The sequence below is a fragment of the Bartonella sp. 1-1C genome (genome assembly GCF_002810325.1).
Taxonomy (GTDB): domain Bacteria; phylum Pseudomonadota; class Alphaproteobacteria; order Rhizobiales; family Rhizobiaceae; genus Bartonella; species Bartonella rochalimae.
In genome coordinates, this window is the sequence record NZ_CP019489.1 from 386794 (window position 1) to 410438 (window position 23645).

At 35.9% G+C, this 23645-nt stretch carries 28 protein-coding genes; 12 read left to right on the top strand and 16 right to left on the bottom strand.

Going from position 1 to position 23645, the window contains the following annotated elements; all coding sequences use genetic code 11:
• The first annotated feature begins 142 nt into the window (after nucleotides 1-142).
• A complete protein-coding gene (locus B11cv2_RS01570) occupies nucleotides 143-1768 on the top strand; it encodes a BID domain-containing T4SS effector (RefSeq protein WP_148664923.1) in 1626 nt (541 codons plus the stop codon).
• A 1255-nt stretch (nucleotides 1769-3023) separates the two neighbouring features.
• On the opposite strand, the gene B11cv2_RS01575 is transcribed toward B11cv2_RS01570, so the two are convergent.
• Nucleotides 3024-3218 carry a hypothetical protein gene (locus B11cv2_RS01575; RefSeq protein WP_100693029.1) on the bottom strand — a complete coding sequence of 65 codons (195 nt, stop codon included), beginning with the start codon at nucleotides 3216-3218 and terminating at the stop codon, nucleotides 3024-3026.
• A gap of 666 nt (nucleotides 3219-3884) precedes the next feature.
• Here B11cv2_RS01575 and B11cv2_RS01580 point away from each other — a divergent pair.
• Together B11cv2_RS01580 and B11cv2_RS01585 are read left to right on the top strand one after the other, a co-directional pair.
• Nucleotides 3885-4796: a YopJ/AvrA family T3SS effector serine/threonine acetyltransferase gene (locus tag B11cv2_RS01580; RefSeq protein WP_100693030.1), complete on the top strand. Its 912-nt coding sequence runs from the start codon at nucleotides 3885-3887 to the stop codon at nucleotides 4794-4796.
• A 1312-nt stretch (nucleotides 4797-6108) separates the two neighbouring features.
• A complete protein-coding gene (locus B11cv2_RS01585; protein ID WP_245406987.1) occupies nucleotides 6109-7284 on the top strand; it encodes a site-specific integrase in 1176 nt (391 codons plus the stop codon).
• Nucleotides 7285-7330: 46 nt separating this feature from the next.
• On the opposite strand, the gene B11cv2_RS01590 is transcribed toward B11cv2_RS01585, so the two are convergent.
• Nucleotides 7331-9397, bottom strand: a complete 2067-nt coding sequence (locus B11cv2_RS01590; RefSeq protein WP_100693031.1) for a hypothetical protein — start codon at nucleotides 9395-9397, stop codon at nucleotides 7331-7333.
• Nucleotides 9398-9787: 390 nt separating this feature from the next.
• Here B11cv2_RS01590 and B11cv2_RS01595 point away from each other — a divergent pair, with 390 nt between their 5' ends.
• The gene (locus B11cv2_RS01595) at nucleotides 9788-10063 is read left to right on the top strand and encodes a type II toxin-antitoxin system RelB/DinJ family antitoxin (protein WP_100693032.1); all 276 of its coding nucleotides are present in this window, start codon (nucleotides 9788-9790) and stop codon (nucleotides 10061-10063) included.
• 12 nt (nucleotides 10064-10075) lie between these two features.
• Nucleotides 10076-10357, top strand: coding sequence for a type II toxin-antitoxin system YafQ family toxin (locus B11cv2_RS01600; RefSeq protein ID WP_100693929.1), 282 nt, complete (start codon nucleotides 10076-10078; stop codon nucleotides 10355-10357).
• A 62-nt stretch (nucleotides 10358-10419) separates the two neighbouring features.
• Here the strand turns inward: B11cv2_RS01600 and B11cv2_RS07480 are convergent, their stop codons facing one another.
• From B11cv2_RS07480 to B11cv2_RS01615, 3 genes are read right to left on the bottom strand one after another with little or no spacing between them, the layout of a single operon-like run.
• Nucleotides 10420-10626 carry a hypothetical protein gene (locus tag B11cv2_RS07480; RefSeq protein ID WP_100693033.1) on the bottom strand — a complete coding sequence of 69 codons (207 nt, stop codon included), beginning with the start codon at nucleotides 10624-10626 and terminating at the stop codon, nucleotides 10420-10422.
• Complete coding sequence (locus tag B11cv2_RS01610) at nucleotides 10559-10786, bottom strand: hypothetical protein (RefSeq protein ID WP_100693034.1); 228 nt, start codon at nucleotides 10784-10786, stop codon at nucleotides 10559-10561. The genes B11cv2_RS07480 and B11cv2_RS01610 overlap by 68 nt, the downstream gene beginning before the upstream one ends.
• On the bottom strand, nucleotides 10783-11445 hold the full coding sequence (locus B11cv2_RS01615; RefSeq protein ID WP_100693035.1) for a lysozyme: 663 nt from the start codon (nucleotides 11443-11445) through the stop codon (nucleotides 10783-10785). Before B11cv2_RS01615 ends, B11cv2_RS01610 begins: the two co-directional genes overlap by 4 nt.
• Nucleotides 11446-11751: 306 nt before the next feature.
• Here B11cv2_RS01615 and B11cv2_RS01620 point away from each other — a divergent pair, with 306 nt between their 5' ends.
• The gene (locus B11cv2_RS01620) at nucleotides 11752-12654 is read left to right on the top strand and encodes a type II restriction endonuclease (RefSeq protein ID WP_199570342.1); all 903 of its coding nucleotides are present in this window, start codon (nucleotides 11752-11754) and stop codon (nucleotides 12652-12654) included.
• Nucleotide 12655: 1 nt separating this feature from the next.
• On the top strand, nucleotides 12656-13579 hold the full coding sequence (locus B11cv2_RS01625; RefSeq protein WP_100693037.1) for a DNA cytosine methyltransferase: 924 nt from the start codon (nucleotides 12656-12658) through the stop codon (nucleotides 13577-13579).
• Between the two features lie 11 nt (nucleotides 13580-13590).
• Here the strand turns inward: B11cv2_RS01625 and B11cv2_RS01630 are convergent, their stop codons facing one another.
• From B11cv2_RS01630 to B11cv2_RS01665, 8 genes are read right to left on the bottom strand one after another with little or no spacing between them, the layout of a single operon-like run.
• Nucleotides 13591-14898 carry a contractile injection system protein, VgrG/Pvc8 family gene (locus B11cv2_RS01630; RefSeq protein WP_100693038.1) on the bottom strand — a complete coding sequence of 436 codons (1308 nt, stop codon included), beginning with the start codon at nucleotides 14896-14898 and terminating at the stop codon, nucleotides 13591-13593.
• Nucleotides 14895-15119 carry a tail protein X gene (locus B11cv2_RS01635; RefSeq protein ID WP_100693039.1) on the bottom strand — a complete coding sequence of 75 codons (225 nt, stop codon included), beginning with the start codon at nucleotides 15117-15119 and terminating at the stop codon, nucleotides 14895-14897. The genes B11cv2_RS01630 and B11cv2_RS01635 overlap by 4 nt, the downstream gene beginning before the upstream one ends.
• Complete coding sequence (locus B11cv2_RS01640; protein ID WP_100693040.1) at nucleotides 15116-15496, bottom strand: phage tail protein; 381 nt, start codon at nucleotides 15494-15496, stop codon at nucleotides 15116-15118. The genes B11cv2_RS01635 and B11cv2_RS01640 overlap by 4 nt, the downstream gene beginning before the upstream one ends.
• Before the next feature lie 5 nt (nucleotides 15497-15501).
• On the bottom strand, nucleotides 15502-17385 hold the full coding sequence (locus tag B11cv2_RS01645; RefSeq protein WP_100693041.1) for a phage tail tape measure protein: 1884 nt from the start codon (nucleotides 17383-17385) through the stop codon (nucleotides 15502-15504).
• Nucleotides 17382-17546: a GpE family phage tail protein gene (locus B11cv2_RS07600; protein WP_371410321.1), complete on the bottom strand. Its 165-nt coding sequence runs from the start codon at nucleotides 17544-17546 to the stop codon at nucleotides 17382-17384. The genes B11cv2_RS01645 and B11cv2_RS07600 overlap by 4 nt, the downstream gene beginning before the upstream one ends.
• A complete protein-coding gene (locus B11cv2_RS01655; RefSeq protein ID WP_100693042.1) occupies nucleotides 17495-17779 on the bottom strand; it encodes a phage tail assembly protein in 285 nt (94 codons plus the stop codon). Before B11cv2_RS01655 ends, B11cv2_RS07600 begins: the two co-directional genes overlap by 52 nt.
• 1 nt (nucleotide 17780) lies before the next feature.
• Nucleotides 17781-18287, bottom strand: a complete 507-nt coding sequence (locus tag B11cv2_RS01660) for a phage major tail tube protein (protein ID WP_100693043.1) — start codon at nucleotides 18285-18287, stop codon at nucleotides 17781-17783.
• The gene (locus tag B11cv2_RS01665) at nucleotides 18287-19522 is read right to left on the bottom strand and encodes a phage tail sheath subtilisin-like domain-containing protein (protein ID WP_100693044.1); all 1236 of its coding nucleotides are present in this window, start codon (nucleotides 19520-19522) and stop codon (nucleotides 18287-18289) included. The genes B11cv2_RS01660 and B11cv2_RS01665 overlap by 1 nt, the downstream gene beginning before the upstream one ends.
• Before the next feature lie 390 nt (nucleotides 19523-19912).
• Between B11cv2_RS01665 and B11cv2_RS01675 the strand changes: the two genes are divergently transcribed.
• The 4 genes from B11cv2_RS01675 (at nucleotide 19913) to B11cv2_RS01690 (ending at nucleotide 21726) form a co-directional block, all read left to right on the top strand.
• Nucleotides 19913-20650, top strand: a complete 738-nt coding sequence (locus B11cv2_RS01675) for an antA/AntB antirepressor family protein (protein ID WP_100693045.1) — start codon at nucleotides 19913-19915, stop codon at nucleotides 20648-20650.
• Entirely contained in the window at nucleotides 20647-20925 is a 279-nt protein-coding gene (locus B11cv2_RS01680; RefSeq protein WP_100693046.1) for a hypothetical protein, read from the top strand. The genes B11cv2_RS01675 and B11cv2_RS01680 overlap by 4 nt, the downstream gene beginning before the upstream one ends.
• Nucleotides 20926-21095: 170 nt before the next feature.
• Complete coding sequence (locus B11cv2_RS01685) at nucleotides 21096-21347, top strand: type II toxin-antitoxin system Phd/YefM family antitoxin (protein WP_100693047.1); 252 nt, start codon at nucleotides 21096-21098, stop codon at nucleotides 21345-21347.
• Complete coding sequence (locus B11cv2_RS01690) at nucleotides 21340-21726, top strand: hypothetical protein (protein WP_100693048.1); 387 nt, start codon at nucleotides 21340-21342, stop codon at nucleotides 21724-21726. The genes B11cv2_RS01685 and B11cv2_RS01690 overlap by 8 nt, the downstream gene beginning before the upstream one ends.
• Nucleotides 21727-21735: 9 nt before the next feature.
• On the opposite strand, the gene B11cv2_RS01695 is transcribed toward B11cv2_RS01690, so the two are convergent.
• Complete coding sequence (locus B11cv2_RS01695; RefSeq protein WP_100693049.1) at nucleotides 21736-22032, bottom strand: HigA family addiction module antitoxin; 297 nt, start codon at nucleotides 22030-22032, stop codon at nucleotides 21736-21738.
• Between the two features lie 85 nt (nucleotides 22033-22117).
• Here B11cv2_RS01695 and B11cv2_RS07425 point away from each other — a divergent pair, with 85 nt between their 5' ends.
• Nucleotides 22118-22282: a hypothetical protein gene (locus B11cv2_RS07425; RefSeq protein ID WP_199570343.1), complete on the top strand. Its 165-nt coding sequence runs from the start codon at nucleotides 22118-22120 to the stop codon at nucleotides 22280-22282.
• Here the strand turns inward: B11cv2_RS07425 and B11cv2_RS01700 are convergent.
• Nucleotides 22279-22521 carry a hypothetical protein gene (locus B11cv2_RS01700; RefSeq protein WP_100693050.1) on the bottom strand — a complete coding sequence of 81 codons (243 nt, stop codon included), beginning with the start codon at nucleotides 22519-22521 and terminating at the stop codon, nucleotides 22279-22281. The genes B11cv2_RS07425 and B11cv2_RS01700 overlap by 4 nt on opposite strands.
• Before the next feature lie 11 nt (nucleotides 22522-22532).
• Nucleotides 22533-23642: a Bgr_08870 family protein gene (locus B11cv2_RS01705; protein ID WP_100693051.1), complete on the bottom strand. Its 1110-nt coding sequence runs from the start codon at nucleotides 23640-23642 to the stop codon at nucleotides 22533-22535.
• Nucleotides 23643-23645 lie beyond the last annotated feature (3 nt).

Sequence of the window (23645 nt, forward strand, 5' to 3'; positions counted from 1 at the left end):
TACAATTATGTTACGAATTAATGAGTATAGATCATGAGTTTTTATTGTAAACGGAAAGGTGTATTTTATTATCTTAAAAGATTTAAAATTTTATGAAGATATATGGGGGTATTTTATAAATCTAAATTATCAAGGTGTTGTTATGAAGAAAAGTGAAATGATGATAACGTTGGGGGATATTAACGTACCTTCGCCTAAGAATTATGTCTATCCTGACAGTGTAGTGTTGAAGAATAAATATGGGATTATGGATCTTCGAGAGTTCGAGGAGAGAATGGCGCATGATACATCAAAGGAAACTGTTAATATTCTGGAAGAACCTGCTCCAGAGCGGTTTGATTCTTCTTATCTAAAGTATTTGCACAAGCGTTTATTTCAGCATGCATTAGAATGGGCTGGGTGCACCCGTGATGTTCCATTTACACTTTCAGATGGTACAAACGTTGTGATGCCCTCCATGGCAAAGTCTGATTCCGATTTTGGTTTTGCATTTGGTCCACAGATTAAGGAAGGTTTAGATTTCATCGATCAGAAACTAGCTGAGAAGAATTATTTACGAGGCTTGTCGCGTGAAGAATTTGTTCATGATGCAGCAAGAATATTTGGTTCTATCAATTATATTCACCCTTTTAGGGAAGGCAATGGACGCGTACAAAGATTGTTTTTTGTAAAGCTTGCTAGATCTGTCGGCTATAAACTTGACTTTTCCGCCACAACAACAAAGCGCATGACATATGTGAGTGTTGAGGTTACAAAAAACGCGTATATGGAGCCTTTGCAACATTTATTTGAAGATATTTCCAATCCAGAAAAGGCGCGTATTCTAAAGCAATTCATAAGAAAGGCAAAGGAAGATAATATCTTTGATGCGAGTGAAAAGTTGATTACAGTAGCGAGAGAAGGTGAAACCTATAAGGGGATTGGTAAATTTCTTGCTTCAGATTTTATTGTAATAGAAGCGGGAGATACTTGTATCCTCTCTAATAAAGATTCCATTGCACCAGAACAATTAAGGACATTCAAACTTGGTAGTGATTTCATTTTTACAGCTTTAGATACTAAAGAGCTTAAAGAAATTTTTATCCCAGAAGAAAAATTAGCTGCTTTGAGGGAAGATGAAATGATTGAAAAAATTTTGGAATGTAGTTCTGTTCGAGAGCAACGAGATAAAATCCAGCATTGTGCAAGATTTATTTATGGACGTTCAGATAAATTGAACGAAATAATAAACATGATTGATATGGATCCAAATTTGGGGGAGATATTTTCTGAACAGATTATGGCATGTTGTGATAACAAAAAGTATTTCATAAATAAAAAAGTTAAAACTACTAATGAAAGTGTTTGTAAACTTAGTAATGAAATTAAAAATTATGCAAATATTGTAGAAGATTCTAGAAATCAAATCTTAAAGGAGTATAAAGAAAGACAAAAGCGTTGTGGACAGGTGGTAAAAATGCCTAGCAAGGAAGTGCAATGCATTCTCGATATGCCAGAAGATATGCGGGAAGAATCTTTGAAATCACGGAGTCTTTCATTTCTTAATGAAAGTATCTCTGATTTTATCATTAAAGTTAATTCTCGCCTTTCACCACGTGAATGTAAGGCAATCAATGATAATAACTATGAAGAACTCGCTAAAAGTATTAGCGTATCAGAAAGTAAAGCAAAGGCAATTATAAAAACTATTGGGGAAGTCAAAGAAATACAAAAGAAAATACGAGTACTCAGAGCGAATGCTTTAAAGGTGCCAGCTATAGCTTGTTAAAATGTGTTCTTCCATTTCATTTATAGGAGTTTTTTAAAGAACTCTCAAAGTCAGGGGGGATTAAGTATTAGGTATTATCTCATTTAAGATATGAAGAGAAATGCTATGATTAGTCTTTTATTGTTGAATTCAAAGAAAGAGTGTTAGGCAACTTGAAAAATTCAGGTAGCACTCTTGATTTTATTTAAACAGAAAAAATTTAGAAGTGCCGAGGGGAATGTTAATCTGCGATTTTACATGATTAGAATCCATTTAATGATGTTATGGTGGTATTAAAAAGATAGTTTGAAAGTAGCCTTAAAATTATGTTAAGGGAAAATTTATACAAAATGGCACTGGTGACGAGAAAACTACTTAAAGTATTTCATTATGCTTATGTATCAAATCCATAAAACTAGTTTAGGAAGATCCTTCTTTAATATACATTATTGATTATTCCATAAAGATTTTTAAAAAATCATTCGAAAAAATTAATTATTAGCTTAGAAAATAGAACTTTATAAGTATAAAAGCTGAAGAAGAATTGAAAAATTACAATGAGAATAGGATAGACTCTATAATCTAAAGTTTTGTTTCTCATTTTTTATTCTATGCATCTAAAGTTTTTGAAGTATTATATAACTTTTTTGCAACAGTAAGTTGCTTTAATATTTCTGATTAAGATTTTTGTAAAAATGAGATGCAGCGATTCCTAATGTTTTAGGAATTGATTTCTTAAACCATGCAGTAATGATATCTTTAGCTGTATCAATACTAATAACTCTTTAAGATTTTTAGATGCAATGACGAGGGGGAGCCAGTTTATTTATTTCGAGAAATTATACTATCGCCTTTCTGTTTTTTAATTTTCCAATTAGTTTTTATCTGTGTAGCTATGAGAAATTACTATGTAAAAAATCACAGTTTTACAGCGGGAGTTATTGCCTTTCCTTTCAGATTAGTTCCAAGATAACCAACTAAAATAAATTAATAATAATTTGATTTTATAGGATCTTTATTTCTTCATTGATGAGCGGTTTGTATTTAAGTTTATTTCTAGCGCTTGCTTCTTCATAAATCTACACTTTTATTTATATAGCTATATCCTATTATTATAATCTACAATCTTATAAATATCATGATACTGGTAGCTTTAAGCTCTCTCTTGTGCCGTCTTCAGGTTCCTAAAATTTATAACTTATTTCAGAGTTAACCGTACAATGCATTTCTCTTTTCTTATTTGGATTAAGCAAACTATGAAATCGCTTTTCATAATTTAAATATGATTAGCATTTTTGAGTAAGATTCTAAAAATTATTCTTTTATTAGTACGATCACGCTCTTCTAAATTTCTAAGAACATTGATTTTTGAATAAGGATCAGCAGTTGAAAGGCTAGCAACAAACACACAAAGCTTTCTTGGTAATATATCAGCATGAAGAGCTTGAAGATAGGCTCTATTTACGAACACAGTCTGTTCATTATAATGATAACAAATTACTAATTGTTCTGTTGAAGATATAACAAAGGGCTATTGAGATATTGAATGAGAAAATAGAAACCTTTGAAGAGTACAAGTATTCCCGTGTTTTCTATTTTATATATTACGAGATTATTAATGACTGGTTTTCTGAATAAAATTACGTATTTAAAAAAAAACTTAGTGGTCATAGTTTGCATGAGGGATTTGATGTTTTTTTGTCTTTCAGATAAGATGTGAAGATGGTCTTAATATATCCTAATATAAAAGTTTTGCGCTACTGCTTGAAATGCCTGACACAAGCAAAAATGTTTTAGCTGAAAAGAGGTAATTTATTCAGATTTGAAAACACGATATATGGTCTGGTTGAATGCAACTTTGATTTTGTGAGTATTATTCATGCTAAGCTTGAAGCAGAGTAAAAAGATGCTCTAGCGTACAGCTCAATTTTCAATATCTATAATAGTAAGGCTTTTTAGTGAAAGTTAAGTGATTGTTCTGAAAATTCAGATCTTCCTTTAGAAAGCAGCTTAGTTTTTACAAAATAATTTCATCACCTCATTTTTTTAGAATGAACAGGAGATTAATGCACAACATTTTAAAGTCATAAATAAGGTTTACTATTATGATAATAATTCTAGATATGGAAATTAATATATGTCCAGATTAAGAGATTTACTAGGAAAAGTTTTTCATAAAAAAAATAAAAACGATGTTGTGTTTGAAAAAAAAGAAAAAGCTGTACTTAGAAGAAAGCACAATTTTATATTTGGGAAAGATGAGCCATTAAAAACCACTATTATGCGTCTGGAAAACGACATTACGCATGGTAGTTGGTATGATACGCTTTATGGAGAGTTGGATTTTGCAATGATGCCTTCTCTGATAGAGAAAGCAAATAAAAAATATCCACTGATGAGCCTTAAGTTTTCTGCAACCCCTGAGGATGTTCCTATATTAATAAAAAACACAATAGATGATAAGATTCAATCTTCTAGATTAATAGTTAGTCTAGGAGATGAAAAAATCCATTTTGCAGTACTCGATCATCAAACTATTAATGACAGGGTATCTTTGATATTGTTTGAAACTGTAGGATTCAAGCATATGAAGCCGGCGGTACTAGCAATGAGAGTAAAAATGGCTATTGAAGAGAGTCAATTACCTAATTGTCATTTTTCTATAGCAGAAATGGATATTCAACGGAGTGCTTCTGAATGTGGGATTTTTAGTTTGGCTCTAGCTAAAAAGCTTTATCGTGAAGCGGACAAATTAGAAAAACTACACAGAGATAATATTAACAATGTCTTATGTAAATCAGATTTTTTTGTATCTTATGATGAGCTAGATAAGTATCTTCCAGCCGCTTTTTACAAACATACGCAGAGCATAACCCGCCTTAATGAATATATAGAATCAAATCCGAAAGCTAAACGAGAAATTATTAACAAGAAGGGCGAAGTTATTTTGGAGAGGTTTGATAAGAATTCAGTCATGATAGATAATAAAAAGGTATCTTGTTCGCTACATAAAAAAAGAGTTAATGAATATAAATCTTTGATAAGGTAAATATAAATCTTGAATCAAATTATCAATCTTAAAAAATATACAAATTTAGGATGAGTCTTTTGTGAGGTGTTTATATCTCCCATGTTAAAGGGTAGTTTTTATTACTTAATAAAGTTATACAATGATCTGTGCTGAGAAGAAAGCATTTAAGGAACGCTGAATTATTAGCATGGGTTGTGGAAACTATTTCTTTTCTGCAAAAAATTAAAGAGTTTAGCCGTTGCATGCTTGAATATATAATGATGTTATTAAATTTACATTAATGATGTTAATCTGTTTTGGGGGAGCTTTTAGTATTGCGTTCTGCATAAAACAGAGGAGTTAATAGAAAAGATCGAGTTAATTTCCATTAACTTAAAGGAATGTTAGGAACAAAAGAATCTTCTGAAAATAACTATTTACTGTTCGTAGAATTTGTGGCGCTTTTAAATTACACCAATAAATCTAGAAGCATTAAAATGTTCATTTGAAAGAAAAGGATAAACTAAAAATTATAAAATAGCTTGCAGATTCAAAAGAAAAGATTATTGAATGTATTCGTGATATAAGTGTATTAAATTCATTTAATAGAATTAAATACAAGGAAGTTTTTTATTAAATTGTGAAAAAATAAAAATACTTCTCATATAGATTCTCTATATTTAAAAAAGGTGAGGAAATTGTAACACATTGTATTATCAATTTGAGGACAAACGAGATTTAAAAGACATCATCTTTCAATACATAAAAGTATTTTGTGTGATTACTTATGACAATATCACTAAAATTAGATTTTGTATAATCAATATCCTAAAATAGAATTTGATTAAAATGTTCTTTGCAACAAAAAGATCACCCTATAAAGCTAGTGATGTTATCCTCTGAACCAATATGCCCTCATTTTTAGAAATGAATAGTATTGTTCAAAGCTATTTCTGATACAAAAGATGTTCTATAGTACGTGATAAATATAAACCGAGTCACTATACTTAAATTGATTTACAATTTTGCAGAATTATAATTCTATTTAATACTGTTGTGATAGTTTGGCAAAAAGAGCTCTGTTATTTAATCAACTTATTGAAAAATAATTATCGAAAAATGGTGCGGACGGCGTGCACCATTTGTGCACCAATTTTTTCTTCCCTTAGAACTCTCTATAATATCACCTGATAGCGCGGTTTATCTTTTTTTCTGTTTAATAACTATTTGTTTTTATTTTATTTTATTTATTAAATTGCCTTTTGTATATAATCTTGGTACCAGATGAAAGTGCTCCAAGCGCAATTCAAAAGGTGGTTCAAAAGGTGGTTTTTAAAAGGTGGTTCAAAAGGTGGTTCGGAGAATAAGAACGCGTGATAGATTATCTGTCTTATCTGTAAAAAATCTATCTAAAGGCAAATATGCTGATGGAGCTGGTTTGTGGCTTATCAAAACTGAACCAGATCAAGGACGATGGGTTTTTAGGTTTGATCTCAATAAAAGACGACGAGAAATGGGATTAGGTTCCTGTCGCAATGTATCTTTAAAAGAGGCACGGCTCAAGGCTTCAGCTTGTCGTGATCTTTTAAATCAAGGAATTGACCCAATTCGCCAAAAACAAAAAGAATATTTGCGTCGGGCAGGGGGTGGTATTTCTTTACGAGAAATTGCCTCTAGCGCTTTTGAAGCGAAAAAAAACGAATTGAAAAATGAAGGAAAAGCAGCAAGGTGGTTAACACCTCTTGAGTTACATATTTTTCCTAAACTTGGTGATATGCCAATCACTGAATTGACACAAGTTGATATAAAAGGATGCATTTCTCCCATTTGGAAGACAAAAAACGAAACAGCAAGTAAAGCTCTATCCCGCTTGAATATAGCTATAAAACATGCGGCGGCACTTGGTATAGATGTGGATATGCAATTGATACCAAAAGCAAAAGCTTTATTAGGAAAGTTTATTCAAAATACCCAAAATATTCCAGCAATGCCGTGGAAAGAAGTGCCTAAATTTTTTCAATCTTTAAATGATGAGATTGTATCAAATCTAGCTTTAAAACTTCTTATTTTGACGGGTGTTCGTTCTATGCCAATTAGGCATATTCGGTTAGAAGAGATTTATGGATCAATATGGATTATCCCAAAAGAAAATATGAAGGGGATTGTTGGAAAGGTTTCTGATTTTCGTGTGCCGCTTACAGCTGAAGCGCTTGCTGTTATTGAAAAAGCAAAAAAAATAGAAAAAAATGGTTTTTTATTTGCTGGGAATTCTGGAAAGCCTATATCTGATGTAACACTTTCTAAATTCATGAAAGACAAAGGTTTTGATTATAGACCTCATGGTTTTCGCTCAAGTTTACGAGACTGGATAGCAGAGACAACATCCACACCATTTGAGATTGCCGAAACTGTTCTTGCGCATTCAGTTGGGAGTTCAGTAACAAAAGCTTATATGCGAACAGATTTTTTAGAACAACGATATGCTCTTTTGGAACAGTGGGCTGCATTTATAACAGGAGAGATTTAATAAAATGTTCAAAACTTATTCAATCAAAAATATAGCTACTATTTCTTTATCGTAATGGCAATCCTAAAGCTTCAAAGAAGCGTTGATGTCTTTTTTCTGCATTAGCTATGAGCTTATCAAATGAAATCACCTCTATATAGGACTCAGAGCTATTGTGATATCCAAAATATCCCATATGATCCCCAGATTTTGTTAAATCCCAAAGTCTACAACACTCTTTTATTCTTTCAGTTATATCACAGATGATATAACAGTAACCAGGAACTTTTCCATCCAAATTTATTGGACGCCCTTTTGGGGTATATACTTCACCTTTACGAATTTTTTCTAGATAAGTAATGGCCTGTTTAATAGGATCTGTTTTGGTACCAAATTCTGCATCATCTCTCATAGGACGCTTAATTTCAATTATAGTCAGAGATGCCAACTTAGAAGACGCATCCTCTTTGCTATCTGATACCAATAAAGGATTCCAATAGATAGAATTATTACACAATTCTAAACTACATATATCAGGCCTTTCCTTTTCCGTAGATCCTGTAATAGGCATTTTTTTTAATGGGAGATCAGAAGCTAAATAATCATGGAATACTAATTTTTCGTCTATTAACCACAAGTTACAATTATTCATAGCTATGGAATTAGAATCACAATTCATAGGTACTATGAGTTGATGAATAATATCTTCTTTAACATATTTTTTATCACCTTCAGAAAGAGAATTTAAAGATTCCTTCAAAAGTTCTATAATCGTTTTTCTATGGAATAAGTAATTTGCCAAATCGGACTTTTTAAGATCACCTACAGTATTTACATATTTATTAATTCTTGCAGTATAACTGGCTGAATTTTCTCCTTGTTGAACTGCTAAAACATTATGACCTTTTTTTAAAATTTCATTTTCTATTTTAGCAAAACGTTCATGCAAATATAGCTCTAATTCTAAATCCTTTATTGTAGGAGAAATCATATAGTCATTGTCTTTTAAATAGTTTAAGAGTGGACGATAACGCGGTACTTTATGTGTGAACTTTTCAATTATCTCTTTACTGTTTTGAATGTTTTTCTTTAATTCTACAGCTAAATATTTTTGAATTTTTTCATATACAGCTTGCCGTATTGTCGGAAATGATATTTTTATTCTTTCAAATAAATTTTCTTCTGTATCTTCAATCTTTTCTTCAATATCAAAGCCTATTCTTTCAGGACGTACTTTCTTATCCAAAAAAGGGGAGCTTATGTAGCAAGAGTAGATAAATTCACCCATATCATCTTGTAGTTTTGATTGCATACCCGGAATTTTCTTAGATAATTTTTCTTTTGTAATAACTCTATTGCCTGCACAAAAATATAAAGCCTGATTGTCTAAAGGTAAGGATCTAAATTTAATATGCATAATAGAAAAATTATAATTTTCTATTTCTATTTCTTCATTATAAACGGCTCCATGCATGCATTGTTCATATAGATCATTCAACAATATCTTTTCCGAGTCATCTTCAATGGTTATAGAGGGACAACCACCAGTTCTTGCGAAATACCAGAGGCAATGTTCTAAAAGTGCTTTTGCAATAGATTGTAGCGTTTTAGGAATATGGCCTTTATAGGCTTTTTTCAGATCTTTTAATTCAACAACGGTTTCTCTCTGTGTACAATTGTCTTGAAAATCCTCTAATGCTTTTATACCTGCAACAGCATCGAATAGAAATGCCCGTCCTTTTAATTCTTCATCTGTTTCATAAATACTTCTGATTTTTATATTATCAAAAGCTTTCAGCCATGAAAGTCGTCCTATACCATGGCAACCTTTTTCTATTTTATAATCTGAGTCTAAAGTTTCAAATGATTGAAAATTATCATCATTAAAGCCTGTACCATTATCGATTATTTTAAAACCTATAATTTCTGTTTTTTCAGTGTCTTTGTCTTTTTCAAGTGGTAGTAAAACTTGGTCCGATCTTATGATTGAAATTATAATGTAGCTTGAGGAAAAATCATTTCCTCTTTCTTCAATGGAGTGAATAGAATTTACAACTGCTTCAAAAAGAGGCAGCAGAGCATGATTGTCTGGTAAAGTTGTATTTTTTACGCGGCCACTTAAATTTGTTTTCATTATCCCCCCTCCTGATCTATACAAGCGTGTTGTTTTATAAGATCTGATTTTCTTCTTGCTTTCAAAGAACCAAAATTTCAAAGCTAGTCATACCCTAGTATACGCTATTAGAATCTTGAAATCCATGAAACAATTTACTTTAAAGGCTAATTTTTGAAAACCACATGTTTCATGTGTGCAATGATATTATCTGTCGCATCTATAAGGCGAGCAAAATCTAAGAATAAGCACAAAAAGTCTTAGAAAGATCTATTGTAAAAGCTGATTAAGTGTAAAAGCATGATTTATCTCCCCATTTTTAAAGGTGGGGAGGGGAATATTAGATAAATCTCTTGACATGAGCTTTACGTGTAGTACATTGTAGTACAAATAAATAGGAGATTTAAGCAAATGGGTAAAATTCAAGCACGCATACCTGATGAAATTCAGGAAGTTGCAAGTGCAGTTATCAAATCCACGGGTTTGACTGTATCAGATGCGGTACGTATGTTTATGACCCGCATTGCTAGAGATAAAGCATTGCCGCTTGATCTCTTTCAACCCAATCCAGAAACATTGCAGGCTATCGAAGATGCTGAGATGGGACGTGTCGAACGTACGTCATTGGATGACTTGCGAGCCATGATTTGTGAGGATAAAGCTGAAGTATGTAAATCTGCAAAATAATCTTTGTTAGCTATACGGGATATTGTTTATACTAAGTCTTTTCGGCGTGATCTTAAACGTGAAAGTAGGGGGAGATATGCTGATACATTAGAGACGGATTTGCTGCTTGTGATCAAATTATTGGCGGAAAACGAACCCTTAAAAGTGCAGTGGAGAGATCATGCACTAACAGGTCAATGGCAAAACTGTCGTGATTGCCATATCAAACCAGATTTGGTTTTGATCTACCGAAAGCCTGATGACGAAATATTAGAACTTTTACGGCTTGGGTCACATTCTGAATTGCGTTTATGATAATTTTTCAATGTTTTAAAAACCGCTGTTTCATCTGTGTAATGTATGTTTTTCGGATTTTTCTAACTATGTTTCCATCCGCACAAGTATTCACCCTGCTTGTTATGCTTTAAAATCTCTCTTGCTAAGTGTGAGCTGATGGCGTTTAGATCTTGCTGGCTTAAATAAATGGGGGCCCAACCGACACAAGAAGAAACATATTTATTTGTCGTGCAACCAGTCAGAGAGAGCAGCACGCACATCAGCATCACTTTTCTTATTAACTTCATTTTCTATTTCCAGCCGTGTTATTGCTCTCTTGACAATGGTTTCTGTTTGTTTTTGCTGTTCAGTCTTCTTGCCTAAACGAAAAGCTCTTACTAAGGCTATAAAAAAAGCGGCTATAGCCGCCATCACCACCACACCATATTTTTTTCCCCACAAGATCACAAACGTTCCTCCCGTAAGCGCTTAGCAATCAAGATTAACCCCACACAGGACGCAAGAACTATAATCGTTGCTAAAACCCATTGCGTAGGTCCACTCTCTTCTAACAATTCCGCAATTCCCGAAAAAGAAGCTATGATTGGAGCAAGAATTTCTGCTTTTAAAAATTTTGTTGGTTCTTGCATTTCTACTATTTGATAATTAGAAGAAACATAAGCTCCTTTCGCCCATAGGCCTGCTTCTGCTGCACGCCGGTGTACGAGACCATGCAAACGCTTACCACCGGCTTTTGTCCATTTCTGTAATTCGGATGGCACTGCTTCATATTCACCCTTATTAAGCTTTTTTAACAGTGTAGAATTGGAAAAAGCTGTTGTTCCTACATTATAGCAAAAGGACACTAATGCCGCGAATTGTTCATCCGTTAATGGAACTGTAACAGCGCGTTCAACAGCATTTTCAAATTGTCTTAAGTCTTTGCAAAGAAGTTTTTCTGCTTGCTTTTCAGTGATTGTCATGCCCTCATAAACAAGAGGTTTTCCAGCACTGTTTGTATGTCCATAACCAATTGTCCACACCCCAATAGCATCTTTATAGGCGTTCAAACGCAAGCCTTCCCATTGTTTAATAAGTGCAAGTCCTTCTGATGATATTTTTCGCATATACTTCTCCATAAAAAAAGCCCCACATAAGGTGAGGCTGAGTGAAAATCTAAAAATAAATTTCTTTCCATTTTCAAAAAAAACAGAAGAGAAAAGTTGTTTTTTAAAAACTTAATGTTGAGATGGAATTAGCCAAATTAGACAATGGTTTTCTACGAATTTCAAACTAAAAAGGATTGGAAAATTAATTTCAATTTACCCTAAAGAACGAAATTTTAAGATGTAGCTGATCAAAAAATATTATTGGTTAAAATTTAGAATCTGCTAATCAGTTAATTTCTAATTGTGGGATTTAATGTAATGACTGTGGTAGGATACAAAAGCTTAGAGGATTTTTGTGGGCTTGATGAGGAAGAAAAAAGAAATTTTGGAAACTTTCTCAAAAAAAAAAGAAGTGAGCTAATTTTGCCTGTCCATGATATTGTATATAAAGCAGCACAGGAAAATAAACAAATTATCAATGATTTCCTCGAGAAAAATAAAATTTCTAAAACAATTTTTCATATGAGAGAACTATCGTACTCAGCATTATTAAAACAGGAATCTGCTTTCAATTCTGCTATTTTGATGGAAATTAGCCAACAATTTGAAATGCCTAAAAGAGTGATTTCTGAATTAAGTTTGAAATTATTTCAACTTAACGTTTGCGATTCTCAAAAATTTAACGAGCAGCTAGTAAATTGTTTTGGCCAATATGCAGAAAAAATCATTCCATATATTTATGCATTGTGTCTTAGCAATACACAGTCACGCCGTTCAAGAGCGGGAAAAACATTTGAAGATATCATTTATTTTTTATATAATCATTTTGGTTATAGCTTTGATGCTCAAAGAAAAGTTGCAAAAGATCTATTTCAAAAAGCAGGTTTGGGCAAAATGGTCGATTCTGTTTTACCTAGTGTAGAGAGTTTTGAGAAAAGACGCGGTAAAACTGTTATTGGCACCATGAAAACGACTTTGCGTGAACGTTGGCAAGAAGTTATTGAAGAGTTGTCAAGATCCCAAGCTCCTAATATCCATTTATTGACGGTTGATAGTGATATATCTGTAAATAAAATTGAACAAATGAATAAGCACAATATTGTTCTTGTTGTACTCGACACGATTAAAAAACAGGAAAAAGTGCTACATAACCACAGTGTCATAGATTTTGAAACGTATTTTTTGGAAGAACTGCCTGAAATTTTTAATTATTGGAAAAATCAGTAAGATGTATAGGATAATTGATTTATTTGCTGGTATTGGTGGAATTCGTTTAGGCTTCGAATCTGCATTTGGCTTGAATAACACTCAGTGTATTTTTACATCGGAAATTGATAAATACTCTATCCAAACTTATAAGCTTAATTTTAACAATGATTACGTTCATGGAGATATTACCCAGATCCATGAAGAAGAAATACCAAAACATGATATTTTATTAGCAGGCTTTCCTTGTCAACCTTTTTCGCAAGCAGGTTTGAAGAAAGGATTTGCAGATGCACGTGGGACTTTATTTTTTGATATCAATAGAATTTTATCGCATAGGAAACCTCGAGCATTCTTATTGGAGAATGTTAAGCAATTAAAGGGGCACGATAAAGGACGTACTCTTTCTAGGATCGTAGAACATTTGCAATTAAGTGGCTATAAAGTTTTTTATGATATCTTAAAAGCACGAGATTTTGGAGTTCCTCAAAATCGTGAACGCATATATATAGTTGGTTTTTTAGATCATTCTACAAATTTTAAATTTCCATCTCCTATGAATATTAAAACAAGAGTAGGGGATATTTTAGATAATGATGTTGATGAAAAATATACAATTAGTAATACTCTTTGGCATGGACACCAACGAAGAAAAGCTCAGAACAAATTAAATGGCAAGGGGTTTGGTTATGGCCTTTTCAATATGGAGTCACCATATACAAATACACTTTCTGCCCGTTATTACAAAGACGGGAGTGAAATACTCATCATGCAGAATAATAAAAATCCCAGAAAGTTAACTCCAAGAGAGGCCGCACGCTTACAAGGATTTCCCGAAAGCTATCAGATTCCTGTATCTGATGCGCAAGCGTACCGCCAATTCGGAAATAGTGTGTCTGTTCCTGTTATTAAAGCTATTGCGTTGCAGATGAAAAAATATCTGTAGCAAATACGCTTTCACTCATATTTATCCATATGGATGACGCCTTCATCTTCTTCGTATGAAGCATCTGGTGGGGCGTTTGGATCAAGGGTATCATCTTTGTCTGGTGTGGTATTTGCAACGTTTTTTGCAGCGTCTTCTTGCTCTTTATCAAAAAGTTCGCAGTCTATTTTTGTTGTAAATCCACCCATTTTATCAAGTTTGTGTTTGACGCTTTTGATACGCCATTCTGCTGGAATATAGGGGCGAAAAGGGGGATCTTGAATCAGTTTTGCTTCTGCTTGTACAAATGGGTCCCCACCGATATCACACGAAAAGGAAGATTTTCCACGTGATGATTTATTGCGATAAGCAGCAATGGCCGCAACAGCTTCTGATTGGTTATGGTAGGTATATTTGAGTTCATGAAAAGGTTTTTTACCAACCTTGACTTCCTTTTTTTCACCACTGCGGATATCGTGATAGGTTGCAAGAACTCCTCCTTTTTTCTCTTCTTCTTGTTCTTGCTTTTCAGGTGTTTCTGCTGCCGTCTCTGTTTCAGGCAAAGCGGGGACGTCATTTTCATCCATATGAATAACATCTTCTCCTTCATCAATTTCTTCGGCTTCTCGTGCATTGGCAGCAGCTTTTTGATCATCCCCCACATCTGTTTTTAAGCCATTAGCCATACCGGCTTCATCCCGTGAACTATATTTAAAATTCCAAGAGGTACATTGTTTTTCATGAATGATAACAACGGGGAGGGTTTCACCAGTTATAGCTTTGCCTTCACCTCGTTTGGCCAGTACTAATTTACCATCAACAGGTTTCGCTACTGCATCATATTCTTCCGCAAGACGTGTGGCAAAAGCCATATCGCTTTCTGTTGTTTGATCAATGTGACGCACAACAATTTTTGCAAGAGCAGGATCAACTTTTGGTGTATAGCCATTGCGCTGTGCTATCTCTTGAATAATATTGCCTAAAGTTTTCTGGTGATAGGATTGGCTTTTAGGTGTTCTATAAGATGTGTTCATGGAGGCAGCGTGTCCTGTAACACTTAAGGTTTGTGGTGGGCTGCTTACAGAGATTTCATCAATGAGATAGGATCCCATATCACGGTTTTTAACGCCTTCATAGCCAAGAGTGACAGAAATGACTGTTCCAATGAGAGGAATGTCAAGAAAGCCATTATCGCACTCACGGGCGCGGTCATCAAGCTCTATGGTGATGCGGTCACTTTTATCTTCTGCTTCATCCATAATTTCAATTGATAAAACATAGTCCATAAGTATGCGTGTAATGTCCTCTCCATTTGCCATCACTTTGCAAAAAGGTTTCATTGTTTATTACCCCAAATTCTGATCACAGGTGTGGCTTTAGGATAGGGGAGGGATGGCAAGAATATTGTGATACCTGCTTTTAAAATGGGTCCATAGTCTGCAAGACCAAAATTAGCCGCGTAGACGCGTTCAACAGCAAGGGCTTGTTGACCTTTGGCATAGTATTTCCAGCAAATGGCATCCACCATATCGCCTTCTTTGGTCACGTAAAGATCACTCATAGTTCTTCACCATATTCTCTCAAATTTACGGTAAATTCTTGTTTTTTAGGCATGCCATTTTGGTGAAAAATGCTTTGCTTTTCTTTTACAGATAGTATGACAAATTTGCCTAAAATTTTCCCCTGACCTGTCACTAGGATGTGAGGACCATTATGTGCCATTTGTCGTAAATGTTCTATTTGTCCATAACCTCCTTTAAAGTCTGGATAAACCACACCTGTTAAAGAAAATGCTGTATTGGCAGCAGCTGGCAATTGAAGAGCAGCTTTGCGTCCTAAACGCCCTTGTTCAACCCATGGGATGTCATAGGTCATATCAAGTGTTTGATAAGCAGCTGTTTCAATGGAAAAAATAAAACCACCTAAAGCTAACATCATGATGATTAATCCGAAAGACTAGAAGCTATAGCCAAGCGCTGTTGTTTGGCATAGTATTCAAGGGCTTGATTTACGGCGGTGCGGATTTCGTCCTTTAAACCATTGGGAACGGAAATATTTAAATTTGAAATCACCACGCGGGCGTCTACTTCTACCGGCTTATGAACTGTAATAGGTTCTGGAACCTTGAAAGATTCAACTTTTACATTTTTAGCCTGCATTTGTCCTGTTTCAACTATGCCTGTATTGGAGCTGCTTTTACTTCTTCCAAGTGGAGAATAGGGGACAATTGCTGTATCAAGCATTCTTTTGACAGGGGCTTTAGCTTCATTGGTAAAGGTTTTAATGGTCTGGGTTGAACTTTTATTGATTGAAACATTAAAGCCTAGCTTTTCTTTCATCCAGTTTGGCATCCAACTGGTTAATCCATCCATATTGTTGCTAAACCAGTTATACAGATCATCCCACTTGTTTTTTATGCCTTCAAAAAGTCCATTAATCAGATTAGCTCCTGCTGCCATTAAATCAACACCAAGCAACCATTTAATGAGTTCATTGATTCCTTTCGCTATCCAATAGAGCGGCGAAAAGGTTTTAAAGAGCGTAAAGAGGTTATTAAAAACAGTACTACATAAGCTGGCAAAAGAATCCCATATTTTGCTTAGAAAATTTATGACCGTATCCCAATTTTTGTAGAGCAGATATCCAGCAGCAATAAGCACCGTAATACCACCAAGTATCCAGCCTATGGGGGTAGTCATGATTGCATAGCCAAGGGTAACAAAAGCTGCTCCCGCTGCGGCTAATGCAGCAATGAGTGGACCAAAAATAAATGAACCAAGAGTTACAAGACCCACTTTAAAGAGGGTTATTTCACCAATCAATGGCTCTAGCCATTGGAACCAGCTTTTAGTCTTCTCTGTGAGATCACTGATGCCTTTTCTTAAATCAGAGGTAGGATTAAGTAAATCCTGCAAAACTTGTTTTAAGGTTTTTGCCCATCCAGTAATGGTTGTTTGGATAAGGTCACGGTTTTCATCAATTAACTTTGAAAAAGCATCAATTAAATCATTAATCACGGGCATGAAGCGTGCGCCAATAAAGTTTGCGATACCGCCTATTTTTTTCTTAAAAGCACCAAGCTTGTCACTTAAATCTGCTGCATAGCGTGCGACATCGGCTCCTATGAGCCATTTTCCTTTTTTTGCCTTTGCAAATAATTCTTTGATTGGTTCCATCCCTTGTGCAAGCATGGCCGCCATTTCCTTGCCGTCACCACCAAATAGCAGAGCAGCAATATGCTGTCTTTGCGCTTGATTTTTCATCTTACTCATCTTGTTGGTAATTTCTTCCAGTAAGACAGAGTTTGATTTGAGTTTTCCAGAAGCGTTTTTGACCGAAATACCAAGTGCCTCAAAGCCCATAATGCCTCTTTTTTGTCCAGCATATGCTTGTGCTGAACGCCTATTTAAAGTGGCTAGGGATTGTTGAAAGAGTTCGGCAGAATATCCTGAATTATCGGCTGCATCACCCCATAATTGAAGTGATGCAACACTCATCCCTAAATGGCGTGATGCATGGTGTAGACTATCACCCATATGCATGGTTTTCATAGTAACAGCAGTGAGACTGGCCATAAGACCACCACCAGCAAGCCCTAAGACACCGGTAAAGACCGAAGCACGGCTTGTCGCTGTACCAAGAGCCCCTTGAACGCCATGAAGGCTTTTTGTCATATTTTTTACAGCAGCAGAAAAGCGCGGAATACCCAAATTATGGGATAATGTTTTTGAAAGTTTATTGAATTTCTCTTGCACACGTTTTAAAGGTGCGGTGAGTTTGTCTTCAAGAGACAATTTCACCTTTGCATCAGCAACTTTTTTACTCATTTTGTTTTATACCTTTCTGCTGCTTGTTTTCGCCAAAAGAGCAATTCTCTTGGTTCCATTTCCATCATCTCTGAAAGGGACCAATGGAATACAATGGCAATATCGGCGATCAGTTTAGCGGCGGTTTCCCAGTCGAGGTTTCCCGCCGTTTGATAAAAGATTCTAAAATTTCTCCAATGCTCGAGAGGTCATTGATATCAAGCTCACTGATAGCGTCATGCGGCCATTCAGAAAGGCGTGCAATCATAGCGATTGTTTGCTCTATGCCTTCTTTTTTATCAATGGCTTGCAAATCTTTTGTTTTAGGGCGGTTTAAGGTAATTTCTGTGTGTTCTTTTCCTTCAAATGTAATAGGGATAAGCAATTTATGTGTAACACTTTTTTGTATAGTCATTTTATAATCCTATGTTTTCTCTGTGGTCTGCGAGTTGATTGACGCCATTGAATTTTCTAATTAAGTTGAGAACATCTATCTCAACAATTTCAACGTCTTTCTGGACATATTTGAAATATTGCAATGTGAATGTCGCCGTGGATGTTGCTTTGCCCCCCAGTTGCCATTCTGCCATTTCAAAGCCTTTGCAAAGCCCTCTCATGGTAATGATAACACCTTCTGCGGGTGTGCCTTGTGCTTGCATTGAACTGCGCAATGAGATGTCAACATTTGTGCGTCCTAACAGTGTCATTAATTCTGGAGAACAATCAGAAATGGTCATGGTAAGCGTGAGGGTTTCAAGACCAAGATCAACTTCAATGGCGCTATCCATGCCACCGCCACGATAGTCTTCTACAATCAAATTGAGGTTCGGTAGGGTGACACTTTCACACTTTGCTTGATAGGGGATACCGTCGACAAAAATGTTAAAATATTTCAAAACTCTTGGTAAAACAGGTACAGTCATTAAAAGATCTCCTCTAGATAGTCATTGATGATTTGTGAGCGGAACGTGATGTGTTCTGCAGGTGTTGTTGGGGTGAATTCGACATTGAAATAGACTCGGCCATCTTGAATGGCGCTTGCTGTGTTAAGCTCTAGATCTGGTGTACAGCGCCCCCCAAGAATGGCGCCTTGCGCTTTTAAATCACGTAAATAAGCATTGACACTTTCACTTACATCATTCAGGTATGTCCTTTTGATATTGCGATCAACTGCCCATAGATGTCCGCGCAAAATGGCGTCATTGATCATATCCGCGGTTCTCACTACCGATAAGAAGGCAAATTTTGTATCGCTTGAAAGGGTACGATTACCCCAAAGACGATAACCGTTTTCGCGGATAATTGTTGTGATGTTTTGTTCGTTGAGAAGGTTGGCACGGCTTGATCTATCACCAATGGAAAAATCAATCGGGCGTGCAATACCAACAATGCCATTAATCACTTTATTGGAAGGAGAATGCCAAAAGCCATTTGCAAAATCAATTTTAGCAATGACGCCAGCAACCGCTGCACTTGCTGGTTCTTCTAAGATTTCGCCATTACGATTAACTTTTACAAATGGATCAATAAGAATAGCGCGTTTTGAATCAAAATCCTTTGCTGCGGCAAGGGCTGCTTCATCTGTTGTGTTTGGTGCATCAATCACCACAATTGCGCGTAAACGTTCCGCAATGCCGATCAATTCTGCTGCAACGGGATTAGAGGTTGTCCCGATATCGTCTTTGACAGTGAAACCAGTTTCATTTTCTTCAATACTTACACTGGATGGGCGTTGATGTGTAAAGCCCGGAGCAATCAGAATACGTGGTGTTTGTCCCACAACAGATTGTGCTCCAATGAAAGCATGAACACCTTCATAGGCGCCATTTTCATTCACACCACCGAGAATATTAGTGAGTGTTGCGTTTTCATTGTCACCTTCTTTCACACGGACAACGACGACAATTGCTCCCACTTGCTTAAAAATAAGATCAAGAGCATTGGGTAAAGTACCACGTTGTCTGCCTATTCTGTCTAGTTTTGCTGCTTTTGAAAGAGAGCCTGAAACCAGAACGGGTGTGTTAAGAGGAAAGACTTGTTCATCCGCATCTGGTGCTGTACCGATAATGCCAATAACGGCAGACTGAACTGCACGAAGAGGGCGTGTGCCGTCATCAATCTCGATAACTTCAACACCATGTAAAAAACCTGTTGCCATTTTATGCTCCTTTAAAATAGTGGCTAATGAAGTGAATAGGAAAAATGAGGGATGAAGAGCTGTGTTTTTCAATGCTCGGCATCCAAAGATGAAATAAAAAAATTATAGAAAGTATATTGACATTGTTTCTGCAATGTGTATTTTCGAATCAGGTGCCTAAGAAACACCTTAAAACCACAAGCGGATAGATTGCCGAAACAATCTCTTCTCCGCACATTAAAGACTTTGACTCATTATATGCCGTAGCATATAAGAGTTTTGTCGGGTGTAGTTACACCATAAAATACCCTTATGGGGAAAATGTAACGACGGGCTTGTGGCCGTGTTTCTTAGCACCCGGCACTCTTCTAGAGTGTCATTAAGAAACATCTAGCCCACAAGGAGTTCACAATGACTCTCATTAAAATATCAGAACAAGCAATTGATCAAGAGACTGTTCAAACTGTTAATGCGCGTGATTTACATGCATTTTTAGAGATAAAAGCCCGCTTTAATGACTGGATTGTTAACCGTATTAAAGAATGTAATTTTCGAGAAAATCAAGATTTTATAAGTTTTACTAAAAATTTAGTAAAACCCCAAGGTGGGCGCCCAAGCATAGAATACTATCTCACGTTAGATATGGCAAAACACCTTTCCATGATCGAGCGTAATGATAAAGGGCATGAAGCACGTCAATACTTTATCAAATGTGAAAAGCTTTTGAAAAAAGTAGCAACGCCGCAGATCGATTATTCGACTCCTCAAGCATTACTTGGTGTTTTGAATCATCTACAAAGTCAAATCGAGCAGAAAGATCATGTGATTGCTGAATTAACACCAAAAGCAGAAGCTTTGGATGGCTTAAAGCGTTCTGATGGGCTGTTTGGTTTGATTGAAGCTGCAAAGATGCTAGAAATAAGACCAAAGGATTTAACAAATTATTTGCGTAAACACGATTGGGTGTATCGGCGTTCTCCAAGTGGTCCATTGTTACCCTATCAGGACAAAATCAAAAAACAACTTATGGATTGCCCTGCTATTACCATTCAAAGACCGGATGGTACAGAAAAGGTGCTCCCTTCAACAAAAATCACATCCAGAGGATTGGCATGTTTAAGAGAGCAAATCCATGGGGGTGTACAATGAAGGTCGATACTAACTTCTTATGTGATTTATGGATGGGATTATCTCAATTTTCTAGACATGAAAATATGAGTGACAAAGATTGTACAGCTCTGGTTGATACTATGAGTGTCATAGAAAAAGCTTTGATATTAAAGCTCCAAAATGATATGCCAAATATACTTAAAATCTTGGCAGTTCTTACAGATTTTGGAGATTTAGAACTACCACAACCCTTGGAATCTTTGTTAAAAGCTTATGAACCCAATTTAGACAATCCCATTACAAAGGTTGCTTAAGAAAAACATTCCCTTCCCCATCTTAAAAGGTAGGGAAGAGTTTATTAGATTCCCTAAAAAAGCTTATTCCAATTACAAAAGAGTGTTTTTCCTCCAGTACGTTGTAACATATCTTTACATAATACATATTGTACGTATAATATGTATTATCTATTTAAAAGGGTATCACTATGAAAAAATATAGTTTTACAGATGTAAATCGTGGGGCAGGTGATATTTTAGACGAGGCGATGTCAAAACCTGTTGCTTTAACGAAGCGAGGGCGTGAAAAGATTATTATGCTTCCCGTTGATTTATATCATGAATTAATAAAGGCACGTTCTAGCGTCCAATCCTTTATTTATGCAGATGCACCACAAAATGTATTAGACGATTTAGAGCATGGGTTAGATGACATTTTAAATAGTGATGAACATGTTTAAAGCAGGGGATGTTGTTCGATATTACTATTTGTGGCACGAACAAGCACAAAAAGGCGAACATTCGGGGCGTAAAGCTCGACCTTCTTGTGTTATGGTCAAAACTGAAAAGCATCTTTTTTTATTTCCGATCACTTCTCAAGAGCCACATGATTTACAATATAGCTTAAAGGTCCCTGAGATAGAATGTCAGCGTGCGGGTTTGCAAAAGCAATCTTGGGTACGTGTTGATGAATTTAATGTTATTCCTTGCGAATCTTTGTTTGACTTTGAAGATTTGAAGCCACAAGGGCGTTTTAGCCTCGCTTTCATACGTAAGATTGCACTTAAAATTAAAGAGGTTAAAGCAATCAAATTACTTAAAAAAGTTTCTAGAGACTGAGTGATACATTTAAACAGTGTGAAGTATCGGAATTTTGCTAACATCAATATCACGCTCTGCATGCCAAGCATCATAATTGGCTTGCATACGTAACCATATGGCAGCTCCATCACCAAACATTTTTCCAAGACGAGCAGAAATAGCAGGAGAAACAGGCTTTTTTGCCTTCAGGATATCATAAAGATGTTGGCGTGATATACCGAGCATCTGTGCAATTTCTGATTTTGTTTTGCCAGTTTCAGGAATAATATCTGCTAAAAGATCTCCTAGGTGAGTAGGGCAACGATTAGGATTACGTGTGGTCATAGATAGTCTTCTTTGCAATTAATTTAAAACTATTACAATCTAGTCAATATAATATCAATATTGTAGAACCGCAGGAACTTAAGAAATGAATATCAAGCCTATCCGCACTGAAAGGGATTACCAAGAAGCCTTAGAAATTGTGTCTGCAATGTTTGATAATCAACCTAAAGAGGATACTCCAGAATTTGATAGAATGAAAACTCTTGTTTTGTTAATTGAAGCTTATGAAACAGAACACTATCCTGTTTAAATTTTCTCTTGCGGTTCTTTTGTGGGCTCTACGGATGTGCTTGTTTCTGCCATTTCAGTAGATGAGAGCTGTTTTGTGCTTTCATCAACAACAGGAGGGAAAAATTGCCCATCTTTGTAAATCCAACCAATTTGTGCTTCCTTTGAAGGAATGGCCTCACCATCGAAGGCATGAACATAATTTTCTGAAGCTACGATAATATTTGTTACTACACCATTTTCAACAACTGCATATTCCATTAATGCTTCTCCTATATAAAAAATTTTAATAAGATTGCGCCATCTCCGCCATCGCCGCCGATTTTACCCCCATCCTTTCCACGAAAATAGCCACCACCTCCACCACCTCCGTTAGCACCATAATTGCCACCATTACCTCCGTTATGGGCACCTTTACCGCTTATTGAATCCTTTCTGCCACCGCCTCCACCGCCTCCGCCGCCATAAATACTGAGTTCACCATTCTGTCCATCGTCACTATTCAAATGGCCACCGCCGCAGCCACCACGGCCACCGGCAAAAAATTTAGTACTGTATGGAGGCCTACCTATTGTTGTTGAACTACCATTACCACGCTCACCACCATCTCCACCCCGTGCATGAATAATTCCTTTGATAAAGGTCGCTTTACCTTTATCTCCACCGTTTTTATTGCCACCACCACCACCTCTGCCCCCACGACCAACCTGAGCTATTACCGATTTTTTAAGGTCTAGTCCTCTAATTCTAACATGCGCATATTGACCACCATCGCCTCCACCGCCAGCCTTGTCATCTTCGCCATCACATCCTCCGCCACCACCACCACCCCATGCCCATATTTCAATTGCTGTGTCATCAGTGACACCATCGGGCAATGGAATGATACCACTTTCTGTCATGAGAATTTCGACAGGTTTTTTGGTTAATAAAGCCACCAATTTATCTATTTCACTTTTCGTATAATAGGCTGTGAGATCTTCATTGATCTTGGCTCTAAAATCATCAAGTCCCACGATATCTTCTGTTTTATGTTGATGCGCGCCTAACAATGATATTGCACTGCCAAAGGTAAAATTATTATTGCTTGATTTGTAGAGCACATAATTATTAGCTGCGTCCTGAGCGCCCTCGATATCGCTTAAATCGGCAAAAGTGAAAGTTTTATTGGCGGCCATTTTGTTATTGAGGGCACTTTCTAGGCCTGTCACATCGCTGATTGTATGGGCATGTTGTAAAGGAGCTTTGTTCTCTAATTTTTCGTCAATATCAGCAATTTCTTGATCAATTTTGTTTAAGTTTTCACGTAGAATTGGGAATTCAGAACTAATGAAACGTCCTTCTTTTGGCAATTCCATGTCGAGTTTTTTTGTTTTGGTCATGTC